25 protein-coding genes and 1 riboswitch are annotated in these 23,581 nt (G+C 73.8%); of the genes, 11 read left to right on the top strand and 14 right to left on the bottom strand.

From position 1 onward, the window contains the following. Positions 1-1,193: GAF domain-containing protein (locus tag ACWEVS_RS24240; protein WP_452553426.1), on the top strand; the 1,193-nt coding region annotated here is incomplete at its 5' end. Positions 1,194-1,227: 34 nt separating this feature from the next. Here the strand turns inward: ACWEVS_RS24240 and ACWEVS_RS24245 are convergent. Continuing rightward, positions 1,228-1,869 (bottom strand): response regulator transcription factor, encoded by a 642-nt coding sequence (locus tag ACWEVS_RS24245; protein ID WP_354911991.1) that lies wholly within the window; start codon positions 1,867-1,869, stop codon positions 1,228-1,230. A 130-nt stretch (positions 1,870-1,999) separates the two neighbouring features. Between ACWEVS_RS24245 and ACWEVS_RS24250 the strand changes: the two genes are divergently transcribed. The 4 genes from ACWEVS_RS24250 (at position 2,000) to ACWEVS_RS24265 (ending at position 8,257) form a co-directional block, all read left to right on the top strand. Next, the gene (locus tag ACWEVS_RS24250; protein WP_452553427.1) at positions 2,000-2,494 is read left to right on the top strand and encodes a hypothetical protein; all 495 of its coding nucleotides are present in this window, start codon (positions 2,000-2,002) and stop codon (positions 2,492-2,494) included. A gap of 45 nt (positions 2,495-2,539) precedes the next feature. Then, positions 2,540-4,024 carry an MFS transporter gene (locus tag ACWEVS_RS24255; RefSeq protein ID WP_449929759.1) on the top strand — a complete coding sequence of 495 codons (1,485 nt, stop codon included), beginning with the start codon at positions 2,540-2,542 and terminating at the stop codon, positions 4,022-4,024. Positions 4,025-4,154: 130 nt separating this feature from the next. Further along, a complete protein-coding gene (locus ACWEVS_RS24260) occupies positions 4,155-5,495 on the top strand; it encodes an SWIM zinc finger family protein (protein ID WP_452553429.1) in 1,341 nt (446 codons plus the stop codon). Further along, positions 5,492-8,257 carry a hypothetical protein gene (locus ACWEVS_RS24265; RefSeq protein ID WP_452553431.1) on the top strand — a complete coding sequence of 922 codons (2,766 nt, stop codon included), beginning with the start codon at positions 5,492-5,494 and terminating at the stop codon, positions 8,255-8,257. Before ACWEVS_RS24260 ends, ACWEVS_RS24265 begins: the two co-directional genes overlap by 4 nt. A 79-nt stretch (positions 8,258-8,336) precedes the next feature. Here the strand turns inward: ACWEVS_RS24265 and bluB are convergent, their stop codons facing one another. Next, entirely contained in the window at positions 8,337-8,969 is a 633-nt protein-coding gene (gene bluB, locus ACWEVS_RS24270; RefSeq protein ID WP_452553433.1) for a 5,6-dimethylbenzimidazole synthase, read from the bottom strand. Positions 8,970-8,999: 30 nt separating this feature from the next. Beyond that, positions 9,000-9,194: riboswitch (cobalamin riboswitch) on the bottom strand. Positions 9,195-9,364: 170 nt separating this feature from the next. Next, positions 9,365-9,808 carry a hypothetical protein gene (locus ACWEVS_RS24275; protein WP_452553435.1) on the bottom strand — a complete coding sequence of 148 codons (444 nt, stop codon included), beginning with the start codon at positions 9,806-9,808 and terminating at the stop codon, positions 9,365-9,367. A gap of 179 nt (positions 9,809-9,987) precedes the next feature. Between ACWEVS_RS24275 and ACWEVS_RS24280 the strand changes: the two genes are divergently transcribed. From ACWEVS_RS24280 to ACWEVS_RS24295, 4 genes are all read left to right on the top strand, one after another. Then, on the top strand, positions 9,988-10,536 hold the full coding sequence (locus ACWEVS_RS24280; RefSeq protein WP_452553437.1) for an MFS transporter: 549 nt from the start codon (positions 9,988-9,990) through the stop codon (positions 10,534-10,536). A gap of 132 nt (positions 10,537-10,668) precedes the next feature. Next, positions 10,669-11,220, top strand: a complete 552-nt coding sequence (locus tag ACWEVS_RS24285) for a copper chaperone PCu(A)C (protein ID WP_452553439.1) — start codon at positions 10,669-10,671, stop codon at positions 11,218-11,220. After that, positions 11,213-12,421: a Dyp-type peroxidase gene (locus ACWEVS_RS24290; protein ID WP_452553440.1), complete on the top strand. Its 1,209-nt coding sequence runs from the start codon at positions 11,213-11,215 to the stop codon at positions 12,419-12,421. The genes ACWEVS_RS24285 and ACWEVS_RS24290 overlap by 8 nt, the downstream gene beginning before the upstream one ends. Then, positions 12,418-13,122: a copper resistance protein CopC gene (locus tag ACWEVS_RS24295; protein WP_452553442.1), complete on the top strand. Its 705-nt coding sequence runs from the start codon at positions 12,418-12,420 to the stop codon at positions 13,120-13,122. Before ACWEVS_RS24290 ends, ACWEVS_RS24295 begins: the two co-directional genes overlap by 4 nt. A 14-nt stretch (positions 13,123-13,136) precedes the next feature. On the opposite strand, the gene ACWEVS_RS24300 is transcribed toward ACWEVS_RS24295, so the two are convergent. From ACWEVS_RS24300 to ACWEVS_RS24335, 8 genes are all read right to left on the bottom strand, one after another. Then, the gene (locus ACWEVS_RS24300; protein ID WP_452553444.1) at positions 13,137-14,006 is read right to left on the bottom strand and encodes a pyridoxamine 5'-phosphate oxidase family protein; all 870 of its coding nucleotides are present in this window, start codon (positions 14,004-14,006) and stop codon (positions 13,137-13,139) included. Positions 14,007-14,009: 3 nt separating this feature from the next. After that, a complete protein-coding gene (locus ACWEVS_RS24305) occupies positions 14,010-14,456 on the bottom strand; it encodes a VOC family protein (RefSeq protein WP_449929767.1) in 447 nt (148 codons plus the stop codon). A gap of 84 nt (positions 14,457-14,540) precedes the next feature. Beyond that, complete coding sequence (locus tag ACWEVS_RS24310; RefSeq protein ID WP_452553445.1) at positions 14,541-15,107, bottom strand: CGNR zinc finger domain-containing protein; 567 nt, start codon at positions 15,105-15,107, stop codon at positions 14,541-14,543. A gap of 76 nt (positions 15,108-15,183) precedes the next feature. After that, positions 15,184-15,753, bottom strand: coding sequence for a mycothiol-dependent nitroreductase Rv2466c family protein (locus ACWEVS_RS24315; RefSeq protein WP_452418589.1), 570 nt, complete (start codon positions 15,751-15,753; stop codon positions 15,184-15,186). A gap of 66 nt (positions 15,754-15,819) precedes the next feature. Further along, positions 15,820-16,428, bottom strand: coding sequence for a hypothetical protein (locus ACWEVS_RS24320; protein ID WP_452553447.1), 609 nt, complete (start codon positions 16,426-16,428; stop codon positions 15,820-15,822). Positions 16,429-16,583: 155 nt separating this feature from the next. After that, positions 16,584-16,949, bottom strand: coding sequence for a cupin domain-containing protein (locus tag ACWEVS_RS24325; RefSeq protein ID WP_452418588.1), 366 nt, complete (start codon positions 16,947-16,949; stop codon positions 16,584-16,586). Positions 16,950-17,011: 62 nt separating this feature from the next. After that, a complete protein-coding gene (locus ACWEVS_RS24330) occupies positions 17,012-18,388 on the bottom strand; it encodes a DHA2 family efflux MFS transporter permease subunit (RefSeq protein WP_452553448.1) in 1,377 nt (458 codons plus the stop codon). Positions 18,389-18,393: 5 nt separating this feature from the next. Continuing rightward, on the bottom strand, positions 18,394-19,335 hold the full coding sequence (locus ACWEVS_RS24335) for an NAD(P)/FAD-dependent oxidoreductase (RefSeq protein WP_452553450.1): 942 nt from the start codon (positions 19,333-19,335) through the stop codon (positions 18,394-18,396). 28 nt (positions 19,336-19,363) lie between these two features. Here ACWEVS_RS24335 and ACWEVS_RS24340 point away from each other — a divergent pair, with 28 nt between their 5' ends. Beyond that, a complete protein-coding gene (locus ACWEVS_RS24340) occupies positions 19,364-19,810 on the top strand; it encodes a helix-turn-helix domain-containing protein (protein WP_354911944.1) in 447 nt (148 codons plus the stop codon). A gap of 29 nt (positions 19,811-19,839) precedes the next feature. Here ACWEVS_RS24340 and ACWEVS_RS24345 read toward each other — a convergent pair whose 3' ends face one another. From ACWEVS_RS24345 to ACWEVS_RS24355, 3 genes are all read right to left on the bottom strand, one after another. Beyond that, positions 19,840-20,703, bottom strand: a complete 864-nt coding sequence (locus ACWEVS_RS24345; protein ID WP_452418584.1) for an SDR family oxidoreductase — start codon at positions 20,701-20,703, stop codon at positions 19,840-19,842. A gap of 157 nt (positions 20,704-20,860) precedes the next feature. After that, entirely contained in the window at positions 20,861-21,655 is a 795-nt protein-coding gene (locus tag ACWEVS_RS24350; protein ID WP_452418583.1) for a maleylpyruvate isomerase family mycothiol-dependent enzyme, read from the bottom strand. Between the two features lie 141 nt (positions 21,656-21,796). Continuing rightward, the gene (locus tag ACWEVS_RS24355) at positions 21,797-22,666 is read right to left on the bottom strand and encodes a helix-turn-helix domain-containing protein (protein WP_452553452.1); all 870 of its coding nucleotides are present in this window, start codon (positions 22,664-22,666) and stop codon (positions 21,797-21,799) included. Between the two features lie 80 nt (positions 22,667-22,746). Here ACWEVS_RS24355 and ACWEVS_RS24360 point away from each other — a divergent pair, with 80 nt between their 5' ends. Continuing rightward, entirely contained in the window at positions 22,747-23,544 is a 798-nt protein-coding gene (locus tag ACWEVS_RS24360) for a phytanoyl-CoA dioxygenase family protein (RefSeq protein ID WP_452553453.1), read from the top strand. Positions 23,545-23,581 lie beyond the last annotated feature (37 nt).

Below are 23,581 nucleotides of genomic sequence, written 5' to 3' on the forward strand. Positions count from 1 at the left end.
CCGAGAAGCGGGGTGGCGGGGAGTTCGACGAGGAGGACGAGGCGATCGTCGTGGCGCTGGCCACGGCGGCGGGTGTGGCGGTGGAGAACGCCCGGCTGTACGAGGAGACGCGGCGCAGGGAGACGTGGTTGCAGGCCTCCTCGGAGATCACCACCAGCCTGCTGTCGGGGGCCGCCTCGCACGACGTGCTCAGCATGCTCGCCGCCAGCGCCCGCAGGATGACCGGCGCCGACGCGGTCATGGTCCTGCTGCCCGAGGCGCCAGGGGAGGGACTGTCGGTGGCCGTCGCCGAGGGTGAGGACGCCGAGGACCTGCTCGGCACCGGCTTCCCGCTGGAGGGAAGCGCCGTCGGCGCCGTCTACACCAACGGGGAGTCCAGGCTCGAGAAGAGCATGCACGACTCCGCCGGCCCTGACGCGCCCGGCCTGCTGGTGCCGCTGGGCACGGCGCTCCCGGTGCGCGGCGTGCTGGCCCTGGTCAAGCAGCCCGGCCGGATGCCGTTCACCGGCGCGAACGTGGAGATGCTCGGCTCCTTCGCCGCGCAGGCCGCGCTGGCCTTCGAACTGGCCGAAGCGCGCAAGGACGCCGAACGGCTCGGCCTGCTGGAGGACCGCGACCGCATCGCCAAGGACCTGCACGACGTGGTCATCCAGCGGCTTTTCGCCGTCGCCATGACGCTGATGGGCGCGGTACGGCTGGTCGAGCACCCTGAGGCGGCCGACCGCGTGCAGCACGCGATCGACGAGCTCGACGAGACCATCAGGCAGATCCGCTCGACCATCTTCGCCTTGCAGGTGCCGCGCGATTCCGGCTCGCCCAGCCTGCGGGCCCGCGTCGTCGACCTCGTCGAGAACGCGCGCGGTCACCTCGGGTTCATGCCCGGCCTGCGCATGGAGGGCCCGCTCGACCACCAGGTGCCCGAGGAGGTCGCCGCCCACCTGCTGGCGGTGCTGCGCGAAGCGCTGTCCAACGTCGTCCGCCATGCCAAGGCCTCCAGGGCGGAGGTGTCGGTCGAGATCGCCGACGGCACGCTCACGCTCGTGGCGCAGGACGACGGCGTGGGGATGGGCGACGGCGGTCACCGCAGCGGCCTGCGCAACCTGGAGGACCGCGCCACCCAGCTCAACGGCGTGCTGGAGGTCGAGGAGCCGGCCGGCGGCGGCACGCGGATCTGCTGGCGGGTCCCGCTCTGAACCCCCCGCCCGGCGCCTCCCGCCGCGGCGCGCGTCAGCGCCCGCGATCGGCCTTCAACCTGGCGGCCATGGCCGCGACCTGAGTACGGCGCTGCAGGTTGAGCTTGCCGAGCAGGTTGGAGACGTAGTTCTTGACGGTCTTCTCCGCCAGGTGCAGCCGCTGACCGATCTGCCGGTTGGTGAGGCCCTCGCCGATCAGCTCCAGGATGTGGCGCTCCTGCTCCGACAGCGCCTTGAGCGGATCGGTCCGGTCGGCCTGCTCGCGCAGCCGCTGCAGCATCGTCGCGGTCGTCTGCGGATCGAGCAGCGACTGCCCCTTCGCCACCGTGCGCACCGCGCCGACCAGGTCGGAGCCGTGGATCTGCTTGAGCACGTACCCCGCGGCGCCCGCCATGACGGCCTCGAACAGCGCGTCGTCGTCGGCATAGGAGGTCAGCATCAGGCACTGCAGCTCGGGCATCTGCGAGCGGACCTCGCGGCAGACGTCGACGCCGTCGCCGTCCGGCAGGCGCACGTCGAGGACCGCCACGTCGGGCCGGAGCGCGGGGATACGAGCCAGGGCCGAGGACGCGGTGCCCGCCTCGCCGACCACCTCGATGTCGTCCTCGGACTCCAGCAGGGCGGCGACGCCCCGTCGTACCACCTCGTGATCGTCGAGGAGGAACACGCGAATCATGATGCCGACGCTATCCATTCGGCATGGGCGCTGGTAGGGACCAAAGTCCCGGACACTTCGGCGGGCGGTGGCGCCATAGGTGCCTTATGGAAGGGTTGCAATGACGCCATGATGGCGCCATAGTGATGCCATGCACCTCGCGCCGTATGTCGACCGCCTCCACCACGAGCTCGCCGCCTCCGCGGAGGCGGCCGGCGAGGACGCCCGCGCGCTCGCCGAGCGGCTCGTCGTCCCGCTCGACTCCACCGCCAGGCTCGTCCTCCTCGAGGCGCTCTCGACGGCCGCCGTCGAGATCACCCGCGATCTCGCGCCGGGCTCGGTCGAGCTGCGTCTGCGCGGCCGGGATCCCTGCTTCGTCGTGACGCCGCCGCCGGGCGGCCCCGCCGTACCGCCCGGCTCCCACCCGTCCGCCCTCTCCTCGGCCTTCCCGCCCGCTGCCCCGCCCGCCGACGGCGAGGAGAGCGGCACCTCGCGGATCTCCCTGCGCGTCCCCGACCCGCTCAAGCACCGCATCGAGACGGCCGCCGGCGGTGAAGGGCTGTCGGTCAACGCCTGGCTCGTCCGAGCGGCCGGCGCCGCGCTCGACCGCGACGGCGGGCGGCGGCACACCGGCTGGGTGCGCTGAAAGCCGCCCGCTCTCCCTCCCCGACTCCCCCGAAAGGGCCTGAACGTGTCCGAACACACCGGCCGAGACCCCCGCCGCTGGTGGGTCCTCGTCGTCCTCTGCCTGAGCCTGATGGTGCTGGTCATCGACACCACCGTGCTCAACGTCGCCATCCCGTCACTGATGACCGACCTCGGCGCCACCCCCTCCGACATCCAGTGGATCATCAACGCCTACGTGCTGGTCTACGCCGGTCTGCTGCTCACCACGGGCAACCTGTCCGACCGGTACGGCAGGCGCCGCCTGCTCGTCCTCGGCCTGGCCGTGTTCGGCGGCGCCTCCCTGCTGGCCACGCTGGCGACGCAGCCGTGGCACCTGATCTCCGCCCGCGCCCTGATGGGCGTCGGTGGCGCCATGTTGATGCCATCCACGCTGTCCATCCTGATCACCACGTTCGACGACGACGAGCGGCGCAAGGCCATGGCCGCCTGGAGCGTCGTGGCGACGGTCGGCGTGATCGGCGGGCCCACCCTCGGCGGGTTCCTGATCGAGCGCTTCTCGTGGAACTCGGTGTTCCTGCTCAACGTCCCCGTCGCGGTGATCGCGATCGTGGCCGCGTACGCGCTGATGCCCGAACGGCGCGGCCCCGAGCGCAGCCTCGACCCGCTCGGCGTGCTGCTGTCCACCGTCGGGCTGACCGCGCTCGTCTACGTGGTGATCGAGGCGCCCCAGCAGGGCGTGAACCTGCCGGTGGCCGTCATCGCCGCCGTCGCCCTCGGCGGCTTCGCGCTCTGGGAGCGCAGGACGCCGCACCCGATGCTGCCGCTGGAGCTGTTCCGCAGCCGCGACTTCACCGGGGCCTCGTTCTCGATCCTGCTGATGTCGTTCGGCATCGGCGCGGTGATGCTGATGCTCACCCAGTACCTGCAGTTCGTGCTCGGCTACGGGGCCACGCAGGCGGGCCTGGGGCTGCTGCCGTACGCGCTGGCGGCCACGGTCTTCAACTACGTCGGCGTGGCGCTCGGCCAGAAGGTCTCCAACCGGACGCTGGTCGCCGTCGGACTGGCCGTGATGGCCGTCTCCTTCGCGGGCCTGGCCATGACCGGCGGCTACTGGTCGATGTTCGCCTCCATGCTGGTCATGGGGGCCGGTGGCGGCCTGGCGGGGCCGGCCGCCTACACGACGCTGATGGGCGCGGTGCCCGTGGAGCGGGCCGGTGCCGGCTCCGCGCTGAACGACACCGTCCAGCAGGTGGGCATGGCGCTCAGCATCGCCGTCCTCGGCAGCGTGCTGGCCGGGGTCTACACCGCCCGGATGCCGCACTCCGCGCCCGCGGCGGCCCGCGAGTCGATCGGCCAGGCGGTCGTGCTGGGTGATCCCGCCGTGCTCGCCGCCGCGCGCGACGCCTTCGGCGCGGCGATGTCGCTCGGCTCGTGGGTGGGCGTGGCCTGCAGCCTGGCGGCCGCGGCCCTGGCGATGGCCGTGCTGCGCCGTACGGCGCCGGCGCCCGCCCCGGCCCCCGCCAGGGAGGACAGCGAAGTCACCGCGTAAACCCCTCAGGACGGCCGGACCGTCGATCCAGCAGGCCGGCGCGGTGCGCGCCCCCGGTCTGCTGGATCCTCTCGTCCAGGCGTCGCCTGGTAGCCGGATTCTGTCAGTAGTGATCTCTACTGTCCCGCGCATGACATCTGCGACGCAGGCGTACAGCTACGCCGCGCCCTCGACTCTGGTGGACGGCCGCCTCGGACTGTCGACGTCCGGCGGCACCGCGCTCAGCGGCCCCGCCCTCGCGCCCCGGTTCTTCAGCGGGGTGGTGACGCAGGCCGCGCCCGCGGCCGCGGCGCTGCTCGGCGTGGCCGACGTGGCCCTCACCCGCTACCACCAGCCCCGTCCGGGCTGGACCCGCGACCCGGTCGTCACGTGCGGCGGCGACCGGCTCAGGTTCGAGTCGTTCTCCGCCTGCGGCGGCGTCTACGCCCGCCTCGACCTGCTCGACGGAGCCCTGGACGGCGAGGTGTTCGACCGGGGCACCACCAACGTCGACGTCAACGGCCCGCTGCGCGAGGCGCTGGCCAGGGTCGGCCCGCGTGACCCGCTCCACCTCGGCGTCGGCGCCGACGAGCTGACCGTGACGACCCTCGACGGCGCGGTCGTGGAGAAGAAGGTGCCGCTGCCCGAGCGCTGGCTGAGGGGCTTCGCCGAGGTGCAGGTGATCGCGGCGGGCATGGACCTGAAGGCCGAGCTGCCGGGGATGAACGCGGTGCGGTTCCTGCGGTCGCTGCCCAAGCGGGCCACGGCCGACCTGTGGGTCACTCCCGTGGGCCGCGAGCTGCGGATGGGCGACCGGCCCGGCGCGGGCGCGGTGTGCCTGTCCGGCGTGGGCCGCCTGGCGACGCTCCTGCCGCTGCTGCGCTTCGCCAGAAGCCTGCGGGTGTACGGCCCGGCCGGCGGCGCCGGCGGCGCGGCGTCGAGCGCCTGGGAGCTTGAACTGCCCGGCATGCGCTACACCCTCGCCCTGTCGCCGGAGCGCTGGCGCGGTTTCTCGGGGGAGGGCGCGGTGCTGGAGGACCTGTCGTCCGAGGAGGCCGAGGCCGACGCCGACGTGGTCGGCATGCTGCTCAACTTCGAGCCCGAGGTGGAGATCGGCCTGCTGGCCGACCGGGCGGGCCTGCCCACCGCCCGGGTCCGGGCCGCGCTCACCCAGCTGGGTACGGCGGGCCGCGTCGGCTACGACCTGTCCGACGCCGCGCACTTCCACCGCGAGCTGCCCTACGACAGGGAGCACGTGCAGAACCTCAATCCCCGCCTGGCCGCCGCGAAGGCGCTGGTGGCGGCCGCTGCCGTACGGATCGAGGGGGACACGGCGCGGGTGCGGACCGGCGGCGGGGTGCGCGAGGTGAGGGTGAGCGACGGCTCGTGCACCTGCCCGTGGTGGTGGGACCACCGCGGCTCGCGCGGACCGTGCAAGCACGTGCTGGCGGCCAGGATCGCCGCCCGCGCCGACGTGGCGGCCGTGCGATGAGCGTCTGGCAGGAGGTGCGTGACCTCGTCACCGAGCGCAAGACCGTGGCGCTCGCCGACCTGGTGACCACGCTGACCGAGGCCGAGCGGGCCGAGGCGGGCCGCCGGCTGCCGGGCTTCCTCAAGGAGTTGCGCGAGACCGCGACGCGGATGGCCAGGGAGAGCCGGCGGGGCGGGGGTGCCGAGGGCGACGCCGCCGAGGACGACGACCCCGAGTGGATGCGGCTGGAGGTGCGCTGGGCGGTGGCCGACGCGGTCAGCGCGTTCGGGCCGCCGCTTCTGGTCGCCGGCGCGGGCACGCTCTCCGCCCCCGCGGCCACGGCCGCCTGGCTGACCCGCCGTGACCTGGTGCCGGCCCCGGACCCGTGGCGTGAAGAGCCGGACGAGCTGGACGAGGTGTTCCGCGCGCTGGCCGCGCGCCCCGTCGCCTTCCAGGCCGATGTGGCCGCACGGCTGGCGGCGAAGATCCGCAGGCCGCGCGACCGCGTCGTCCCGCTGGCCCTCGGGGCGCTGCGGGCCTCGGGCGCCGAGCCGCCCGAGCACGACCCGCTCGTGGTCGCCTGGCTGTCGGCCCCTCCCGTGGACGACGACCCGCTGGTCGGCCCGCTGCTGCCGAGGATCTTCCACGCGGAGGGCGCCGGCCGGGCCCTCAGGGACGAACGGCCGAAGCCAGGACCCACCCGCTGGCTCGCCCTGTTCGGGCAGCTCCTGGCGGCGGGCACGGTGTCGCGCGAGGAGATCCTCGACGGCTGCGTGAGCCGGTTCCTGCGCGGCGGCGACGCCATCGACCTGCGCTTCTTCGTCCGCCTGCACGAGCTGGTCGACCCGCGGCCGCACGAGTCGGCCGGGCGGGCCCGCGACTATCTGCGGCTGCTGCCCGCCGCCCCCGGCACGGTCGCCGAGCTGGCGATGGCCCAGCTGCGCCGCACCGGACCCCACGACGCCGCCGACGTCGTCGACGCGGTCGACGCGCTGACCTTCCGTCCCGAGGCCAAGCTGGCCCGCGCCGGCCTGACCTGGCTGGAGGAGGAGGTACGGCAGGCGCCCGGGCGCGCCGCCGACCTGGCGCCCGCGCTCGTCACGGCGTTCTCCCACACCTCCTACGAGGTGCGGCGGCGCGCGGCCGCCCTCGCGGTCAAGCACGCCACCGCGTTCGGCCCGGCGGCTCCGCTGATCGCCGAGGCCGTCCCCGCCCTGCCCGCCGACCTCGGCGCGCAGGTGGCGGCGGTGTTCGGCGGCGACCTCGCGGCCGAGGAGGCGCCGGAGCCGTTCACCCCCGCGCCGCTGCCCGTCCTGCCGGGCCCCGGACGGTTCCCCGCGCCCGCGCTCGACGCGTGGCAGCGGTACCGGCGCGGATGGACGCAGGACGAGCGGTGGCTGGCCGCCTTCGTGGCGGCCGCGGGCGACCGTCCGGCCCTGCGCGCGAAGCTGAAGCGCGCCTTCGACGACGACCCCGCTCAGCTGGACGACCCCGCTCAGCTGTACGCCAAGGAGCGCTGGACAGAGACCGGCGACTGGATCGCCGCCCTGGTCAGGGAGGTGATCACGCCGGGCGCCGATCCGGGTGTGCCCGCCGCCGAGCCCGCCGACCGGTGGATGTCGACAGCGGGGCCGCACCCGCTGACCGGTCACGAACAGGAGCCCGACCCCGCGGCGGAGCTGCGCAGGCGGCAGCGGCTGCCCGACCCGGGGCGGGCCTCGCCGCCGCACCTGTTCCTGCTGCGCCGGCTGAGCGAGATCTACGTGGCCCTGCGGGAGGGAACGCTGCCGCCCGTCCTGCTGGCCACGCCCACCCTGATGACCGGGCACCTGGACCCCGCGACGCTGGTGGACCGGCTCGAGGCGTGCGCCGCCGCCGGTGTCGAGCCGCTGGCCGCCGACCTGGGACAGGCGCTGCTGCGGCTGCCGCGCGGAGCCCACCCCGCCGCCGCCGAGCGGGCCGCACGCGTGGGCTCGCGGGGAGCAGTCCAGGCCGCCGCCTGGCTGTCCGCGGGCGGCCCGCCCGACCCGGAGACCGGCGTGGCGTGGGCCTACGTCGAGGGCGGCACCCGCCATCTCTTCGAGGAGCGCACGCCCGAAGACGCCACGCAGGTCGAGCTGGTGTCGGTGCTCCGCGCCGAGCCGACCGGGCACGACCTGGTCGACGAGCTGCTGAGCGAGCCGTCGTCCTGGCACTGGGACGACCACAGCAACTCCATGGCCTGGTGGGCGGCGGTCCTGCCGTCGCACCGCGAGGTCGTCGCCGTCAACTACCTGCCCTACCTGCTGTACCGGTGGACCCGCCCCGGGATCCACCCGCCGCACCTGGCGATACTCGCCGACGCCGACGGCCCGGCCGGTGACGCCATCGCGGTCATGCTCGCCTACTTCCTCGCCAAGGGCGAACCGAAGGCGGTGCCGCTGCTGCTGCGGATGGCGGCCCGGGACAGCCTGCCCGCCGAGGCGGTCGGCCGCCAGCTCGCGTTCCTGATCCGCCGCGCCGGACACCCGATCCCTCCGGTGCTGGACTCCCTCGCCGGCGCCGCCCGCCGGGGCGCGCACGAGCAGGTCTGGGACATCCTCAGGGGGATGCTGCCGGTGCTGCTGCCGGGCCGGGGGGAGCGGCCGACCGCCGGCCACACCGCGGCGGTGGCGCTGGCCACCGACGTGGCGGCGTGGACCGGCGCCCGAGGCGAGATCCCGTGCGTGTCCGACCACGCGGACAGCGGGCGCGGCACCCGCTTCGCCTACGAGTGCGCCCGCCTGCGCGACCGGCTCCGCTGACCGCGGAGGGCCCGCCCGTAGGAGGGGTTCTCCCGGATGGGCTTCGCGCGGGCATTCCCACCCGGCGGCCGGGCGCAGGTCACCGGTCGCCGGTCCAGCGGTCGTGGTGGACGGCGGCGTCCAGCGGGCGGCGCCGTCGCCAGCCGTGCCGTTCCAGGTCAGGGACCTCCTCCAGGTGGGAGACGGGGCCCACGCACAGCCACGCGACCGGTCGCACCACGCCGGGGACGCCCAGCAGGTCCCGCAGGAAGGACTCGCGGTAGAACGACACCCAGCCGACGCCGAGCCCTTCGGCGGTGGCGGCCAGCCACAGGTTCTGGATGGCCAGGCACACCGAGTAGAGCCCGGCATCGGCGATGGCGTGGCGGCCGAGCACCGCGGGCCCGCCCCGGTCAGGGTCGTAGGTGATCACGACGGACAGCGTCGACTCGAGCACCCCGTCGATCTTGATCCGGGCGAACCGCCGGGCGGCCTCGCCGTCGAGGGTGGCCGCGAACGTGTCCCGCTCCTGCCGTACGTGATCGTGGAAGGCGGCGCGGACGGCGCGGTCGCGCACCAGGATGAAGTCCCACGGCTGGGACAGGCCGACGCTGGGCGCCGCGTGCGCGGCCGACAGCACGCGGTGCAGCACCTCGTCGGGCACCGGCGCGCCGGTGAACTCGCCGCGCACGTCGCGGCGGCGGTGGATGACGTCGTACAGCTGGCTGATCATGGGCAGGCTCCCGCTGACTCGCGCCCCCGTGGGGGCGGTGAACGCGAGGCCGGTCTTCGGACTCCCGGATCAGCGCCTGCCCGCCGGCCTTCCCAGCCCTGTCGGGCCAGTGACTGCGCTCGCGCGCGTGGGCGGAGGCTCCCCGGTAACCGCGGCGGGCCCGTGCCGGACTCTCACCGGCTTCCCGATTCTCCCCGCGAACGCGGGGCACCTCGCAACAGTTCGCCGGGCAGTACGGTAGCCGATCACTTCACCCGCCCGGCCGGCGAGGTCGGCCGGGACTCCGGCGCCCTGCCCGCGGTCGTGTCACCACGGCCGGTGCGGGCTCGTCCAGGCTTCCTCGCGCGAGAGGGGCGGACGCGTGCGCCGCGACGTCTGCCGTGCCTGGACGGTTGTCACCGCCGGGGGGACAGCCGCAGGACGACCCGGTCGGCGGACAGGGACAGCACCTGGACGCCGATGCCGTTGACCGATCCGGTGGTGCCCGCGCCCAGTCGCGCCTGCGAGCTGACGCCTGGACCGGTGCCCTTCACCTTCACCTGGTCGCCGGTGAAGGTGACGGCCAGCCTGGTGATGCCGAAGCGCGAGCTGACGCGGAAGGACACCGCCCGGCTGAGGGAGAGCCTGCACGCGCCGTCGTAGCAGGCGCGCAGGTCGGGCGCGGGGGAGAGGCCGGTGACCGGGGACGCGGCGGTCACCAGCACGGGGGCGGTCGAAAGGCGACGGGTGGCGGCGGGCAGGGGTGCGGTCGCGCCTGCGGTGATGGGGGGCGGAGGGGCGGTGGTGCCTGCGGTGAGGGTCGCGGCGAGAAGCGCGAGGGTGGCGACTGCGAGCGGCATGGTCCTCTCTTCCTACGGTGGGTCGGGTCGGCGGCCGTTCTCCCACCCTGGGTCAGGCGCCACGCTCCGTCCACCCGTTCGGCGCAGGAGGTGGTGCTCGAGGTCGGTTGTGCGGCGAAGAATCCGCTTTGGGAGGCGGCGGGTAAGCGTGGGATGATGGCCGGGCCATGTCAGCCACGATGCCGCTTCGAGCTCTGCGAGCCGCCGCCTTCGCCGCGGTCTCGGTCATGCTCGGCATCGCCGCCCATGCGTTCGCCGGCGGGTCGGTGTCGGCGCCGTCGGTGGTGGTGGCGCTGCTGGTGTCGTTCCTGCCGGCCCAGGCGCTGGCCGGGCGGGAGCGGTCGGCGGCCGTGATCGCCGTGACCCTGGCCGCCACGCAGCTGGTGCTGCACGTGCTGTTCGCCGGCGCCCATGCCGTCGAGCCGGTGGTCGCGGGGCACGCGCACGGCCAGTCCTGGCTGGTGCCGGGCCTCGGCATGCTGGTCATGCACGGATGGGCGATCGGGCTGACGGCGCTGTGGATGTCGCACGGCGAGGCGGCCCTGTGGGCGCTGCTGCGGCGGCTGGCCGTACGGCTGCTCGTCGCGGTGCTGGCGTTCGTCGATCCGGCGGCCCGCACGGCCGTCCCCGCGCCGGCCGAGCGGCCGGCGATCCTGCGCTCCATCCTGCTCGGCCACGAGATGGGCCGGCGCGGCCCTCCTGGCGTCATGCGCACCGTTCCCGCCTGACCTCCCGTTCGAGGAGGCCGATGCGGGCCACCCCGGGAAAGGGGTGCTCCCCGGCGTCCCTGTCGTGACGGGCGCCGGGTCGACATCAGTGCCATGACACCAGTGCCGGCTCAGCCGGAAGAAGGGCTTTCCATGTTCTCGCGCGTCATCGTCGTTGTCGTCGGCGTGGCCAGCTTGGCCGCCTGTGGCGTCCAGGAGGCGGCCGACTCCGTTCCGAAGCAGGTCGCCGTGGCCTCACCCTCCGGGCCGTCCGGGCAGTCGGCTGCCGCTTCCGCGCTCACCATCACCGACCCGTGGATCAAGACCACGAAGAAGGGGATGACCGCCGCCTTCGGCACGCTCGTCAACAACTCCGGCACGGCCGTCGCCGTCGTGGCGGGCAGCAGCCCCCTGTCGCCGAAGGTGGAGCTGCACGAGGTGGTGGAGTCCGGCGGGAAGATGGTGATGCAGCCGAAGAAGGGCGGCTTCGTCATCCCCGCCAGGAGCTCCCACGTGCTGAAGCCCGGTGGCGACCACATCATGCTCATGGGGGTCACCGAGGAGGTGAAGCCGGGCGCGGAGGTTCCGTTCACGCTCGTCCTCGAGGGCGGCGGCACGTTCACCTTCACCGCCATGGGCAAGGACTTCGCCGGGGGCAAGGAGGACTACCAGCCCGGCATGGACATGAGTGGCGACCATGGCTGAGCTCGGGCTCGCGGTGAATCGCCGCCGGTTGCTGGCGGGCGGGGCCGTGGCGGCGGTGGCCGCCGTCGCCGGCTCCGTCCCCGCCGCGGGGGCGGGCACGGTCACGGCACCCCCGGTGGTCGCCGACGGCAGGGCGGTCGAGCCGTTCCACGGCCCGCACCAGGCGGGCGTGGCGACCGCGCCGCAGGCGCACGCCGTGTTCGTCGGGCTCGACCTGCGCAAGGGCATCGGCCGCGAGGAGGTGTCCAGGATGATGCGGCTGCTGACCGACGACGCCCGGCGGCTGACCCAGGGACGGCCCGCGCTCGCCGACACCGAGCCTGAGCTGGCGGCGCTGCCGTCCAGGCTGACCGTCACGTTCGGGTTCGGCCCCGGCCTGTTCGCCGCGGCCGGGCAGTCCGGGCGGCGGCCCGCGTCGGTGGCCCCGCTGCCCGCCTTCAAGATCGACAAGTTGGAGAAGCGCTGGAGCGGCGGGGACCTGCTCGTCCAGATCTGCGCCGACGATCCGCTCACCGTCGCCCACACGCTGCGGATGGTGGTCAAGGACGCCAGGGCGTTCGCGAAGGTGCGCTGGACCCAGCGCGGGTTCAGGCGGGCCGCGCACACGCAGCCGAGCGGGCTGACCCAGCGCAACGTCATGGGGCAGCTCGACGGGACGGTCAACCCGGTTCCCGGCACGCCGGAGTTCGAGCGGGCGGTCTGGATCCCGGCGGAGGGCGGCCGGCTGCAGGGCGGCACCACCCTGGTGCTGCGGCGGATCAGGGCCGAGATGGAGACGTGGGACGCCGCCGACACCGTGGCCAAGGAGTTCACGGTGGGCCGCCGCCTGGCCGACGGCGCCCCGCTGACCGGCGGGCGCGAGCACGACGCGCCCGACTACGCCAAGCTCACCCCCGCCGGATTCCCCGTCATTTCCGAGTACGCGCACATCCGCCGGGCCCACGTCGCCGACCCGAACCTGCGGATGCTGCGCCGGGTCTACAACTACGACGAGGGCGTCGCGGCCGACGGCCGCGCCGACACCGGGTTGCTGTTCGCCTCCTACCAGGCCGACATCGCCCGCCAGTTCGTGCCCGTGCAGGAACGGCTGGCCGAGGCGGACCTGCTGAACGAATGGACCACGCCGATCGGTTCGGCGGTTTTCGCCATACCGCCGGGCTGCGGCCCTGACGGCTGGATCGGAGAGGGGCTGCTGTCATGAGCAAGGGATCGGTTCGCAGGGGCCTCGTGCTGGTGGCCGCCTGCTGGTTGCTGGTGGTGCTCGGTGCCACGCCGGCGCTGGCGCACGACCGGCTCAAGAGCAGCTCGCCGGCCAGGAACGCCACGGTGGCGTCCGTGGAGGAGATCGAGCTGGAGTTCACCTCCTCGGTACGGCTGCCCGCGATCGTGCTGCACGACGGTGACGGCTCGGCCGTCACCCTCAGGAAGCCGAAGGTGGATGACAAGATCGTCACCGTGGCGGTGCCGGAGCCGCTGCCTGCCGGGCGGTACGTCATCGGGTGGCGCGTGGTCTCCACCGACGGGCACCCGATCGAGGGGGAGATCCCGTTCTCGGTGAAGGGCGGCCCCTCCGCCACCCCGACGCCGACCGCCTCGGCCGCACCGTCCTCCTCGGGGGACCCCGCGACCGCCGCATCGGCGGAAGCCACGCCCGCCGTCTCGGGAGAGGCCACGCCGGGATCGTCGGCGGAAGCCGCGCCGGATTCCTCGGCGGTGCCCGCGCCCGCGGTGACCGGGTCCTCGCCGGGGGCGCCGGACGCGGTGGCCGCCACCCCGGCCGCGAATCCGGCAGCCGATGGCGTGCCGGTGTGGTTGTGGGCGACGGCCGGCGTCCTGGCGGTGGCCGGCGGCGCCCTGCTGCTGCTCAGGCGCCGCCGGGAGGAGCCCGACGAGGAGGAGTGACCCTGGCGGACGCTTCAGGTGGGGATCGGCGGGTTGTGCCTGGAGTACCCGCCGAACTCCCAGCGCAGCGGCGAGGCCGCCGTCACCTCCACCACGCCGTCCACCTCGAAACGGACCGTGCGCTCGGCGCCCCATTCGACGTGCGCCCGCCCCGTGACGTGCAGGGCGTCGCCGGTGTCCCAGTCGGGGAACAGCAGGCCGCAGGCAGGGTCGAGCTCCAGGTTGCCCAGCGTCATGTACATCGAGTTGCCCACGTAGTCGGGCCAGGCCAGGTGCCGTTCGTCCAGCACCGTGACGAATCCGGGGTTGCCGCCGCGATGCGAGGCGTCGGCGCCGAGACCTTCGGCGTGGGTGGCCACGAAGAAGGTGTCCGCCTCGGAGATCCACTCCTGCTGCCGCCCGCTGAGCGTGTTCGAGGTACGGGCGGCGGGGGAGGTGACGGCCGGTCCTGGGATGATCGTTCTGGCCTGGATGTACTTGGGGCAGTTGCTGTAGACCTGTTCGGTGTGCACGAGCAGGCCGGCGCCGGCCGCGTGCGCGGTGCCGTTGACCCGCATCCTGCGCCGGGTGGCGGGTTCGATGGCGATCATGCCGATCTCGTGTTCGCTGGCGAACGCCCCGGCCAGCGGGTCGCCGGGCCCCGGCAGGGCGCCCACCATGATGCGCCGCTCGTCCAGCGCCTGGGCGAAGCCTTCAGGGCCGGTCAGCGCGCCGGCCCACATCCGGCCGTGGGTGTCGGCGGCGGCGACGACGAGCAGGCGCTGCCGGCTCAGGAAGTCGGCGGCCACCTCGGGGATCTCCGGCCGGGCCCGGGCCGATCCCCACGTCCCCGCACTGGGCACTCCCGCCCGGCGCTGGACGGCGGCCTCTCCGGGGTGCTCCATGGCCTAGAAGAACCCGCACGTGGGGGCGGAGCCGCTGGGGGCCCGCCGGTCGCCCGCGGCGTCGGGGGCGTAGATCTCCAGGCGGATGCCGTCGGGGTCCTCGAAGAACAGGCCGCCGGAGGAGGCGCCCTCGCGGTGCGGAACGATGCCGCCGTGGTGGATGGTCGCGCCGATCTCGCGCAGCACCGCCTCGGCCTGCTGGACCTCGTGCAGGTTCCCGACCTGGAACGACAGATGGTGCAGCCCGGGCTGCGCGGTGGGGAAGCGGCCCTCGCTCTGCCGCCACAGGGTGAGCCTCAGGGTGCCGTCCTGGGCGAGGAAGGCGAACTCCTTGCCGTCCTGGTCGGACCTGCCGCTCACCTCGAAGCCGAAGACACGCTGGTAGAAGTCGGCCGAGCGGTCGAGGTCGGTGACGTTGAGGCCGATGTGGCCGGTCTGGAAGGTGGACATCGAGAACTCCTCCGTCGATTCGATACCCACGAATATAACGGAGTTTGATGCGTTATCCCATTAGAAGTTTGTGGTGTGCGTCACTCACTCCGCCTTGTGGGCGCGGTAGTGGCGCGCGGCCCTGGCCCGGTTGCCGCAGGCCGTCGAGCACCATTCCTGGCGCGGGTGCTCCTTGACGAAATACAGCACGCACCGAGGAGCGGGGCAGGTGCGCAGCTCCGCGACCTCGGGACCGGCCAGGAACCGCAGGGCGGCCTGCGCGAGGCGCGCGGCCAGGAACGCCGCCGGAGGTCCGACGGGCACGAGCGACAGCGCCGGCCCGTCCTCGTCCCAGGCCAGCTGAGGCGCCGCCGGTACGGCGAGCGCCGCCGCGTTCACCTGGGCGAGCGCCAGGTCGAAGGCGGGCAGCCGGGCGGCGTCGGCCGCGCTGGGCGGCCTCGGCGCGACGGCCCTGGCGAACAGCGCCCTGACGGCCAGCCGCAGCTCGACGACCTGGCGCCACTGCTCGGACGTGGCGGTGAAGCCAGGATCCAGGCCCAGCTCGCCGGCGCGCGAGCGGGCCCACGCGGTGAGCGCGTCGGGATCGGACAGGGCGTCGAGGAGACCGCTGCGCGTCGCGCGGATCGTGCTGACGAAGTCGAGGGCGAGCATCCCTCCAGGCTAATGGGTGATATGCGGTCTCCCCGTTAGGCGGAGCAGGGTCCGGCTGCTCCGGTGCCCGGCCGCGCTAGTCGAGACAGGGCTCGGCGTGCGGCCCGCCCTTGAGCTCGTGGAAACCCGGGGTCGCCGCGACCAGCAGGGTGGCGTCCCAGAGCCGGCCGGCGGCCTCCCCTCTGGGGATGCGGGACATCACCGGACCGAAGAAGGCGACGTCACCCGTCGCGATGATCGGGGTGCCGACGTGGTTGCCGACCCGGCTCACACCGTCGGCGGTCGAGGCCCGCAGGTGGTCGTCGTACGACGTCGTGGTGGCGGCCTCGGCCAGCTCCTCGGGCAGGCCGGCGGCGGCCAGCGCGGGGGCGAGGTCCCAGCCGCCGAGATCGTGCAGGGTCTCGTAAAAGCGGCCGAGCGCCGCCGTGCCGTACCGGAGCTCGACCGCCGCGCACACCCGTGCCGGGTACCAGAGGTAGCCCTCGGTGTCGCCTTCCGGGTTCACCTCGAGGTGCTCGTTGAGCGCGGACAGGCTGAGCAGCCGCCAGCGGATCTCGATCGGGCGCACCCGGGCGGCCTCGGCCAGCCACCGCGAGGTCACCCAGGTGTACGGACACGTCGGGTCGAACCAGAAGTCAGTGATCACCGCACGAAAGTACCGACTCGGCCGCGCCCGCTTCAGGAAAGTCGCACCACCGGGCTCGAGAGGAGGTCAGCGACGGGAGAACAGCCAGGGGTCGCGCAGGTCGTAGAAGACCAGCTCGCTCTCGTACAGCGCCATCTCCTCGTCGAAGAGCTCCTTCAGATCGGCGGGAGGCTGCTTGCGCTCGCCCTCCCTGGCCGCCGACTCGGAGGTGAAGTAGATGGCCTGGGTGAACGAGCCGTCGTCGTACAGGGCCGCGATGCCGCCCAGGACGTCGGGGCGGAAGTTGCTGAACTGCGCCTCGTACAGCTCGTTGAGCTCGCGCAGCCGCCGCACGTCGCGCACCCTGCCCTCGATCACCTGCACGAAGCCCGCCTCGTCCGAGCCGCCGCCGAGGAACGGCACGACCTCGGCGGAGTCGTGGAAGACGACGTCGCCGCTGAGCAGCTTGGAGGTCTCCATCCACCACTGGTGCTGCTCGGAGCGCCCGCTGTTGGCGCGGGCGGCGTCCTCGGACTCGAAGCGGGCCAGGTTGACGAAGGTCCCGTCGTCGGTGACGCCCGCGGTCGTGCCGAGCCATCCCGGCGCGCCGGAGGACAGCTCCTCGACCCACCGGTCGAGCGCGGCGCGCAGCTGGCCGGGGTCGCCGGTGCGGCCCTTGATGACCTGGATGAACATGGTGACCTCCGCCTTCCCCGCCCCTCCCGATCTCCGAGGCTACGGTGGCCGCACCGCCCGGTCGAGCCGCGCCGATGCAGGGTTGGGACAAGCAATGGCAAACGCGTGGAGGCGGCCGGCCCGGTGGGGAGGCGGGCCCCGCCGAGCCGGGAGCGCTACGGCCGGCTCGACGGCGTGGCGTACTCGGCGGCGCCACCCGAGAAGTCGTACACCACGCACTGCTGGTCGCCGACCACCCACGCGTCGTGGCCGGGCGGGCAGACGAAGACGTCGCCGGGCCCCATCTCGGCCTCGGCGCCGTCGTTCATGCGGATGCGGAGCCTGCCGGAGACGACGAAGCCGTTGTGGTGGACCTCGCACGAGTCGGTGCCCGCGATGGGTCTGACCGACTCCGACCAGCGCCACCCGGGCTCGAACGTGGCCACGCCGAAAGCCAGGCCGGTCAGGTGGCATACCTCCAGGTGACCGTTCGGGAAGTCGCGACGCTCGTCCGGCTTGTCGATGCTCTTGACCTCGATCATGACGTCCCCCCTTCCGTCGGCTCCAGTCTCGCACCGGGCCGTGGGCCCAACAACCTGCCCGCTCAGGCGTCGGCCGGCCGCGGCAGCGCGGCCATCAGCGCCACCAGGACGATCGCCACCGGCACGCCCCAGGCGAGCACCTCGGGGATCGCCGCGCCCACGCCCCGGCCGTGCGGCTGCCGGGCGAGCAGGCTGCCGAAGAGCGCGACGCCGAGCGACAGGCCGAGCCCGCGCGCCGACAGCGCGGCCGACGTGACGGCGGCCAGGTCCGCGGGGACGGCGGCGTTCTGCGCGACGACCACCAGGTTCTGCATCAGCAGCCCGAACCCGAGGCCGAGCACGCCGAACTCCACGGCCACCAGCGCGTACGGGGTGCCGGGCTCGAGCCGGCTCAGCAGCGCGAAGCCCGCCACCACGATCACCGCCCCGGCGACCAGGTAAGGCTGGGGACGGCCGGCGACGCGCGCCCCCGACACCGAGGCGACCGCCATGAACGTGATGACGTACGGCGTGAGCGCCAGGCCCGCCTGCATGGCGCCCATGCCGTAGGTGGCCTGCAGGTAGCCGGGCAGGTACACGATCGAGCCGCCGAGCAGCGCGCCGAGCAGGGCGGTGGCCGCCAGCGTGACGCGCAGCGCCGGGACGGCGAACAGCCGCGGCGGCAGCAGCGGGTTGTCCGCGCGGCGCTGCCGCCACACGAACAGCGCCAGCAGCGCCGCGCAGGTCGCGGCCGGCGTGAGGACCGCGCCGGAGGTCCACGCGTGGACCCGCCCGCCCCATTCGGCCACCAGCAGCAGGCTCACCGTCGCGCCCGCGAGCAGCACCCCGCCCGCGACGTCGATCCTGCCGCCGCCGGGTGTGGGCAGCCGCAGGGCGAGGCCGACGAGCGCGATGCTGAGCAGGCCCAGCGGGAGGTTGACGAAAAAGATCCAGCGCCAGCCAGCGAGGTCGGTGATCGCGCCGCCGGCCAGCGGGCCGCCGATGCTGGCCAGCGCGAAGACCCCGCCGGTCAGGCCCTGGACCCTGCCGCGCAGGCGCTGGGGGTACAGCTCCGACAGCGCGATCGTCGGCAGCACGAACAGCGCGCCCGCGCCGATGCCCTGGACGGTTCTGGCGGCCACCAGCTCGGGCAGGGTCCGCGCCAGGCCGCACAGCATCGAGCCGGCCAGGAAGACGGCCACCGCGGTGACGAAGACGGCGCGGCGCCCGAACCGGTCGCTGACGCGCCCGTAGAGCGCGCCGGTGGTGGTCGAGGCCAGCACGTAGGAGGTGACGATCCAGCCGATCGCGTCCGTGCCGCCGAGGTTGGCGGCGATGTCCGGCAGCGCGATGGCGACCACCGTCTGGTCCAGGACCGACAGCAGCATGCCGATGAGCAGTCCGGCGGTGGCCGGCGCCACGCGCGCGGGCGTGCTCCTGGCGAGGTGGGTGGTGCTCACGGCGCTCATCCCTTCGCGCCGGCGAACGGGCCGGGCAGGCCGAAGTCGTCGCCGAGCAGGTCCTGGTCCAACGCGGCCCCGGCGACGGCGCCGCTGGCCGCGGCGGCCACGACCGCGGCCAGCGGCACGGGTACGGTGGCCCGCCGTGCCATGTCGCCGGCCGCGTAGACGCCGTGCACGCTGGTCCGGGCGAACTCGTCGACCTCGACGCACCCGTCGGCGAAGGTCGCGCAGCCGAGTCGGGCGGCCAGGTCGGAGCGCTGGCGCGGCGCGTTGACGACGAACACCGCCTCCCTGGCCAGCGGCGGTCCGCTCTCGAACACGATCTGGTCGAGCCGGTCGCCGCTCCCCTCCAGCCTGGCGACGGCCTCGCAGCGTACCGCGACGCCGTTCGCCTCCAGCGTGGCCCGCTGGGCGGGGTCGAGCGGCCGGCCGTCGGTGCACAGCGTGACGTCGGCGGCCAGGCGGGTGAGCTGCAGCGCCAGCCGTACCCGTGCCGGCTCGGCGCCGAGGACCGCGACGGTCCTGCCGGTGCACTCGTAGCCGTGGCAGTAGGGGCAGTGGAAGGCCGAGCGGCCCCACAGCGGGCCGACGCCGCGCGGGCCGGGCAGGTCGTCGGCCAGTCCGGTGGCCAGCAGCAGCCGCCTGGCCTGTGCCGTGCCGCCGCCGGACAGCTGGAGGCGGAAGCCGGCCCGTACGCCGGTCACGGTCTCCTCGCGGACCTCGACGGTGGCGTAGGCCGACAGCTCCTGCCTGCCGAGCTCTCGCAGCCGGGAGGGCGGCGTGCCGTCCCTGGTCAGGAAGTTGTGCACGGCCTCGGCGGGGGCGTTGCGGCCGTGGCCGGCGTCGAGGAGGAGCACGCTGCGGCGCATCCGGCCCAGGGTCAGGGCCGCGGCCATGCCGGCGGGACCGCCGCCGACGACCGCGACATCGAAGATGTTTGACATGCGCGCAAGTCTGCAAGTTAATGTCAACATGAAGTCAAGTGGTTCGATGCGCATCGGGGAGCTGGCCGAGCGGTTCGATCTGGCGCCGCACGTGCTGCGCCACTGGGAGGCGATGGGCCTGCTGACCCCTGCCACCAGGGTGAACGGCAGGCGCCTCTACACCCGCGACCATGTCGTCAGGGTGCTGACGATCATCCGGGCGAAGGCGGCGGGGATGAGCCTGGAGCAGGTGGGGGAGGTCCTCAACTCGGCCGGCCACGCCGAGCGCACGGCGATCCTCGAGCGGCACCACGCCGAGCTGGAGCGGCGGCTGCGCGAGATCGCCGCGTCCAAGGCGCTGATCGAGCACATCATGCAGTGCACGGCCGACGACTTCACCCGCTGCCCCGGCTACCTGCGCGTGGCCGAGAGCGCGGCGGGCCTGACCGACCCCGGCCAGGCCACCTGCGTGGTCAGGGCGGATCCGCCCGCGTGACCGGGCACTGACAGCCGGCGGGCAGGGCGTCAGCCGGGCAGGGTCTCGCCGCCGACCGGGGCCAGGATCTCGCCGGTGTAGTAGGACGACAGCCGTTCGGCGGCGAAGAACACGTACGAGGGCGCGATCTCGTCGGGGTCGGCCGCCCGCTGCATCGGGGCCTGCTTGCCGAACTGCTCCACCTTCTCCTGCGGGAACGTGGCCGGGATCAGCGGCGTCCAGACCGGACCCGGAGCGACCGCGTTGACCCGGATGTGCCGTTCGATCAGGGTCTGCGCCATGGAGTAGGTGAAAGCGTTGATCGCGCCCTTGGTGGCGGCGTAGTCGATGAGCGACTTGTTGCCGCGCAGGCCGTTGATGGAGGAGGTGTTGATGATCGCGCTGCCCTCGCGCAGGTGCGGCAGGGCCGCCTTGGTCACGCGGAAGTAGCTGTGGATGTTGACCGCGAACGTGTGCTCCCACTGCTCGTCGGTCAGCTCCTCCAACGCGTCGACCGGCTTCTGGTAGGCGACGTTGTTCACGACGATGTCCAGCCCGCCCAGCTCGGCCACCGCCTGCTCGACCACCGCGATGCAGTGGTCGGGGTCGGCCAGGTCGCCCGGCAGCAGCACGCACCGCCGGCCCTCGGCCTCCACCACCTTCCTGGTGTGGTTGGCGTCCTCGTGCTCGCTCAGATAGGCGATGGCCACGTCGGCGCCCTCCTTGGCGAACGCGACGGCGACGGCCCTGCCGATCCCCGAGTCACCCCCGGTGATCAGTGCTTTCTTGCCGCGCAGCAGGTCACGGCCCGCGTAGCCGCGCATCTCGTCGCGCGGCTCCGGCGACATCTGGCCGGTCGTGCCCGGGTACTGCTGGCGCTGGGCGGGCGGTGTGGCATTCGGTTCTTCTGGCATGACGTGCGATTGCCCAGGTCCGCGCCCCTCTAACGGCGAAAGGTCCGCGCCCCTCTAACGGCGAAGCGGCACGGCGCGCGATCGCACCGTGCCGCGACGGGTCACTACCCCCTGGCGAGCCTCGCGCCCGGCCCCAGCCTGCGGGGGCCTTCGCGGGTCACAGCGGCGGCACCAGGGCGAAGTAGCGGTCGAGCCGGTCCCGCTCGCCCGTGACCTGCAGCCGTCCGGCCGGGATCCGCCCCCACAGGAACAGCATCAGATCCGACGCCGTGCCGCTCACCTCGACGTCGCCCGGCGTGCCGTCACGGGTCAGCACGACCTCGTCGCCGTCGAAGCGGACCGTCCAGTCGCCCAGGCCGTCGCTCTGCCGGAACCTGAACCGCTCGCCGGCCCCGGGCGGGGCCTGCCGCACCATCCGGCGGGCCGGCGCCATGACGGTGAAGGTCTGCTCGACGGCGTCCGCGGCCAGCTCGGCCGCGACCGGCTGGGCGGTCCCGACCGCGCCCTCGGCGTCCCAGCGGTGCACGGCCGCCTCGATGGTCTGCATCCGCAGCCAGAACCCGGCGGTCTGCTCGGGCGCCCACGTCCACACGCGCTCGTCCAGCGGGGTCTTCCTGAACACCGACTCCAGCGCGAAGGCGCCCTCGCCGAACCACTCGATCAGGCTCGGCGGGACCGGTCCGGTCGTCGGTTCGTGCCCGGGGCCCTGCCAGCCGCGAAGGTCCTCCGGCAGCCCCATCAGGTCGGGGTCGAGCGCCTCCGGCGGCTGCCGCAGGCGCTCGGTGATGATGCGGGCCACGAACCGGTGCACCCAGCCCAGGTGTCCCACCAGATCTGACATCGACCATTCGGGGCACGACGGCACGACGGGCGCCGTGGTGGCCTTGGCCGCGGTGCGGGCGGCGGTCTCGAAGGCGAGGATCTCGCGACGGAAGTGGGGAAGGAGGTCCATGCCTCCACTGTGTCATCCGGCCGCGGAGACTTTCCAGGCTAGACCAGCCGGGTGACCTGGCCGGTGTCGAGCGAGTAGTAACAACCCACGATCTTGAGCTGCTTCCGGCGGACGCGCGGGGCCACGGGACACACGGGCGGCTCACGAGCCGGAATCCCGCAGCCGGGAGCGGTACTGGCGGGGCGACAGGCCGTAGGCCGCGCGGAACGTCCTGCTGAAATGGAACGGGCTGGCGAAGCCGCAGGCCGTGGCGACCTGCCCGACATCCATGTCGGTCACCTCCAGCAGCCGGGCCGCGTGTCGTACCCGGGCCTCCCGTACGGCCTGCATCGGCGACCTGCCGGTCTGCGCCGAGAACAGATGCGCGAACCGCGACGGTGACAGCGCCACCGACGCCGCCAGCGACGTGACACTGTGGCGGGCGTCGGGCTCGGCCGCGATGAGCGCCTCGGCCTGCCGGACACGGGGGTCGCCGCCCTCCTCGGGCCCCGCCGTCGCGGCGCAGGCCAGCATGATCACCTCCTCGACGGCGTTGAGCACCAGCTCGCGCGCCAGCGGCGCCGCGGCGACGGCCGGGCTGGGCGGCCGTCGCGCCGGCGCGGGCGGTGCGCCCTGCCCCGGCCGGCGGGCGTCGGCGTCGGCCCGGCGGAAGGCGCGGTCCAGACGCCCGTGCAGCGCCTCCGGCACCCCGCACAGCAGATGGCAGCGCGAACCCCGCGCGTACGGGCGCAGCCAGGTCAGCCAGGACGGGCGGGGCTGGAAGTGGACCCACCAGAACGCCCAGTGGGCGGCCCCGGGCGCGACCCGGTAGTGGTGGCCGGTCATGGAGCCCAGCACGACCAGGTCTCCGGGGCCGACCGTGCAGGCCACCTCGCCCTGCTCCACATGACCCGCCCCGGCCTGCGTCCACATCAGCAGCCAGCTGGGCGCGCCCGTGCCGCGGCGCACGGCGTAGCCCGGCGTCCGGTCGAAGTGTCCGACGATCACCAGGTCGGCGGCAGGAACGGACATGTCCTCAGCCGTCGCAGGCATACCTTTCACCGGTTGGCCCTCCTAGCGTGGGAATCAGCCGAACAAGGAGTGAACGTATCGTGCTGACCTTCGACGAACCGCAGCTGAAGACCTTCCACGACGAGGGGTTCGCGCTCGTGCGCGGGCTGCTGACCGCCGGTGAGGCCGCCGCGCTGCGGGAGGAGTTCATGGCCCTGCACGCGGCCGGACCGGTGCCCGGGCACTTCACGCCCGGACCGCAGGATCCCGGCGCCCCCTATGACATCCTGCGCGACTATCCCCGGGTCATGCACCCGCACCAGATCAACGACCTCGCCCTGCGCTACCTGCTCGACGGCCGGATCACCGCGATCGTCGGCCGGATGCTCGGCGAGGAGCCGGTGGCAGCCCAGAGCATGTTCTACTTCAAGCCGCCCGGCGCCCGCGGCCAGGCGCTGCACCAGGACAACTTCTACCTGAGGGTCGAGCCGGGCACGTGCGTGGCCGCCTGGATCGCCCTCGACCGGATCGACCGCGACAACGGCGGCCTCGAGGTGGTGCCCGGCACCCACCGCATGGACCTGTTCTGCCCGGAGGAGGCCGACCCCGGCCTGTCCTTCACCCGGGAGTACGTCCCGCCCCCGCCGGGGCTGGCGCGGGTGCCGGTCGACATGGACCCCGGCGACGTGCTGTTCTTCAACGGCAACCTGGTCCACGGCTCCGAGCCGAACACGACCGCCGACCGCTTCCGCCGCAGCTTCATCTGCCACTACGTCGGCCGTTCGACCGAGCGGATCTCCTCCTACTACCCCACGCTCACGCTGGACGGGCAACGGGTGTTCTTCGCGGAGGCGGCGGGCGGCGGCCCGTGCGGCACCGACGCCGGGGGACCGCACTAGCCCGCCACCGCCGGCCGGCCCCCGCACGCTGGCGCCG

The organism is Nonomuraea sp. NPDC003754 (assembly GCF_053605785.1).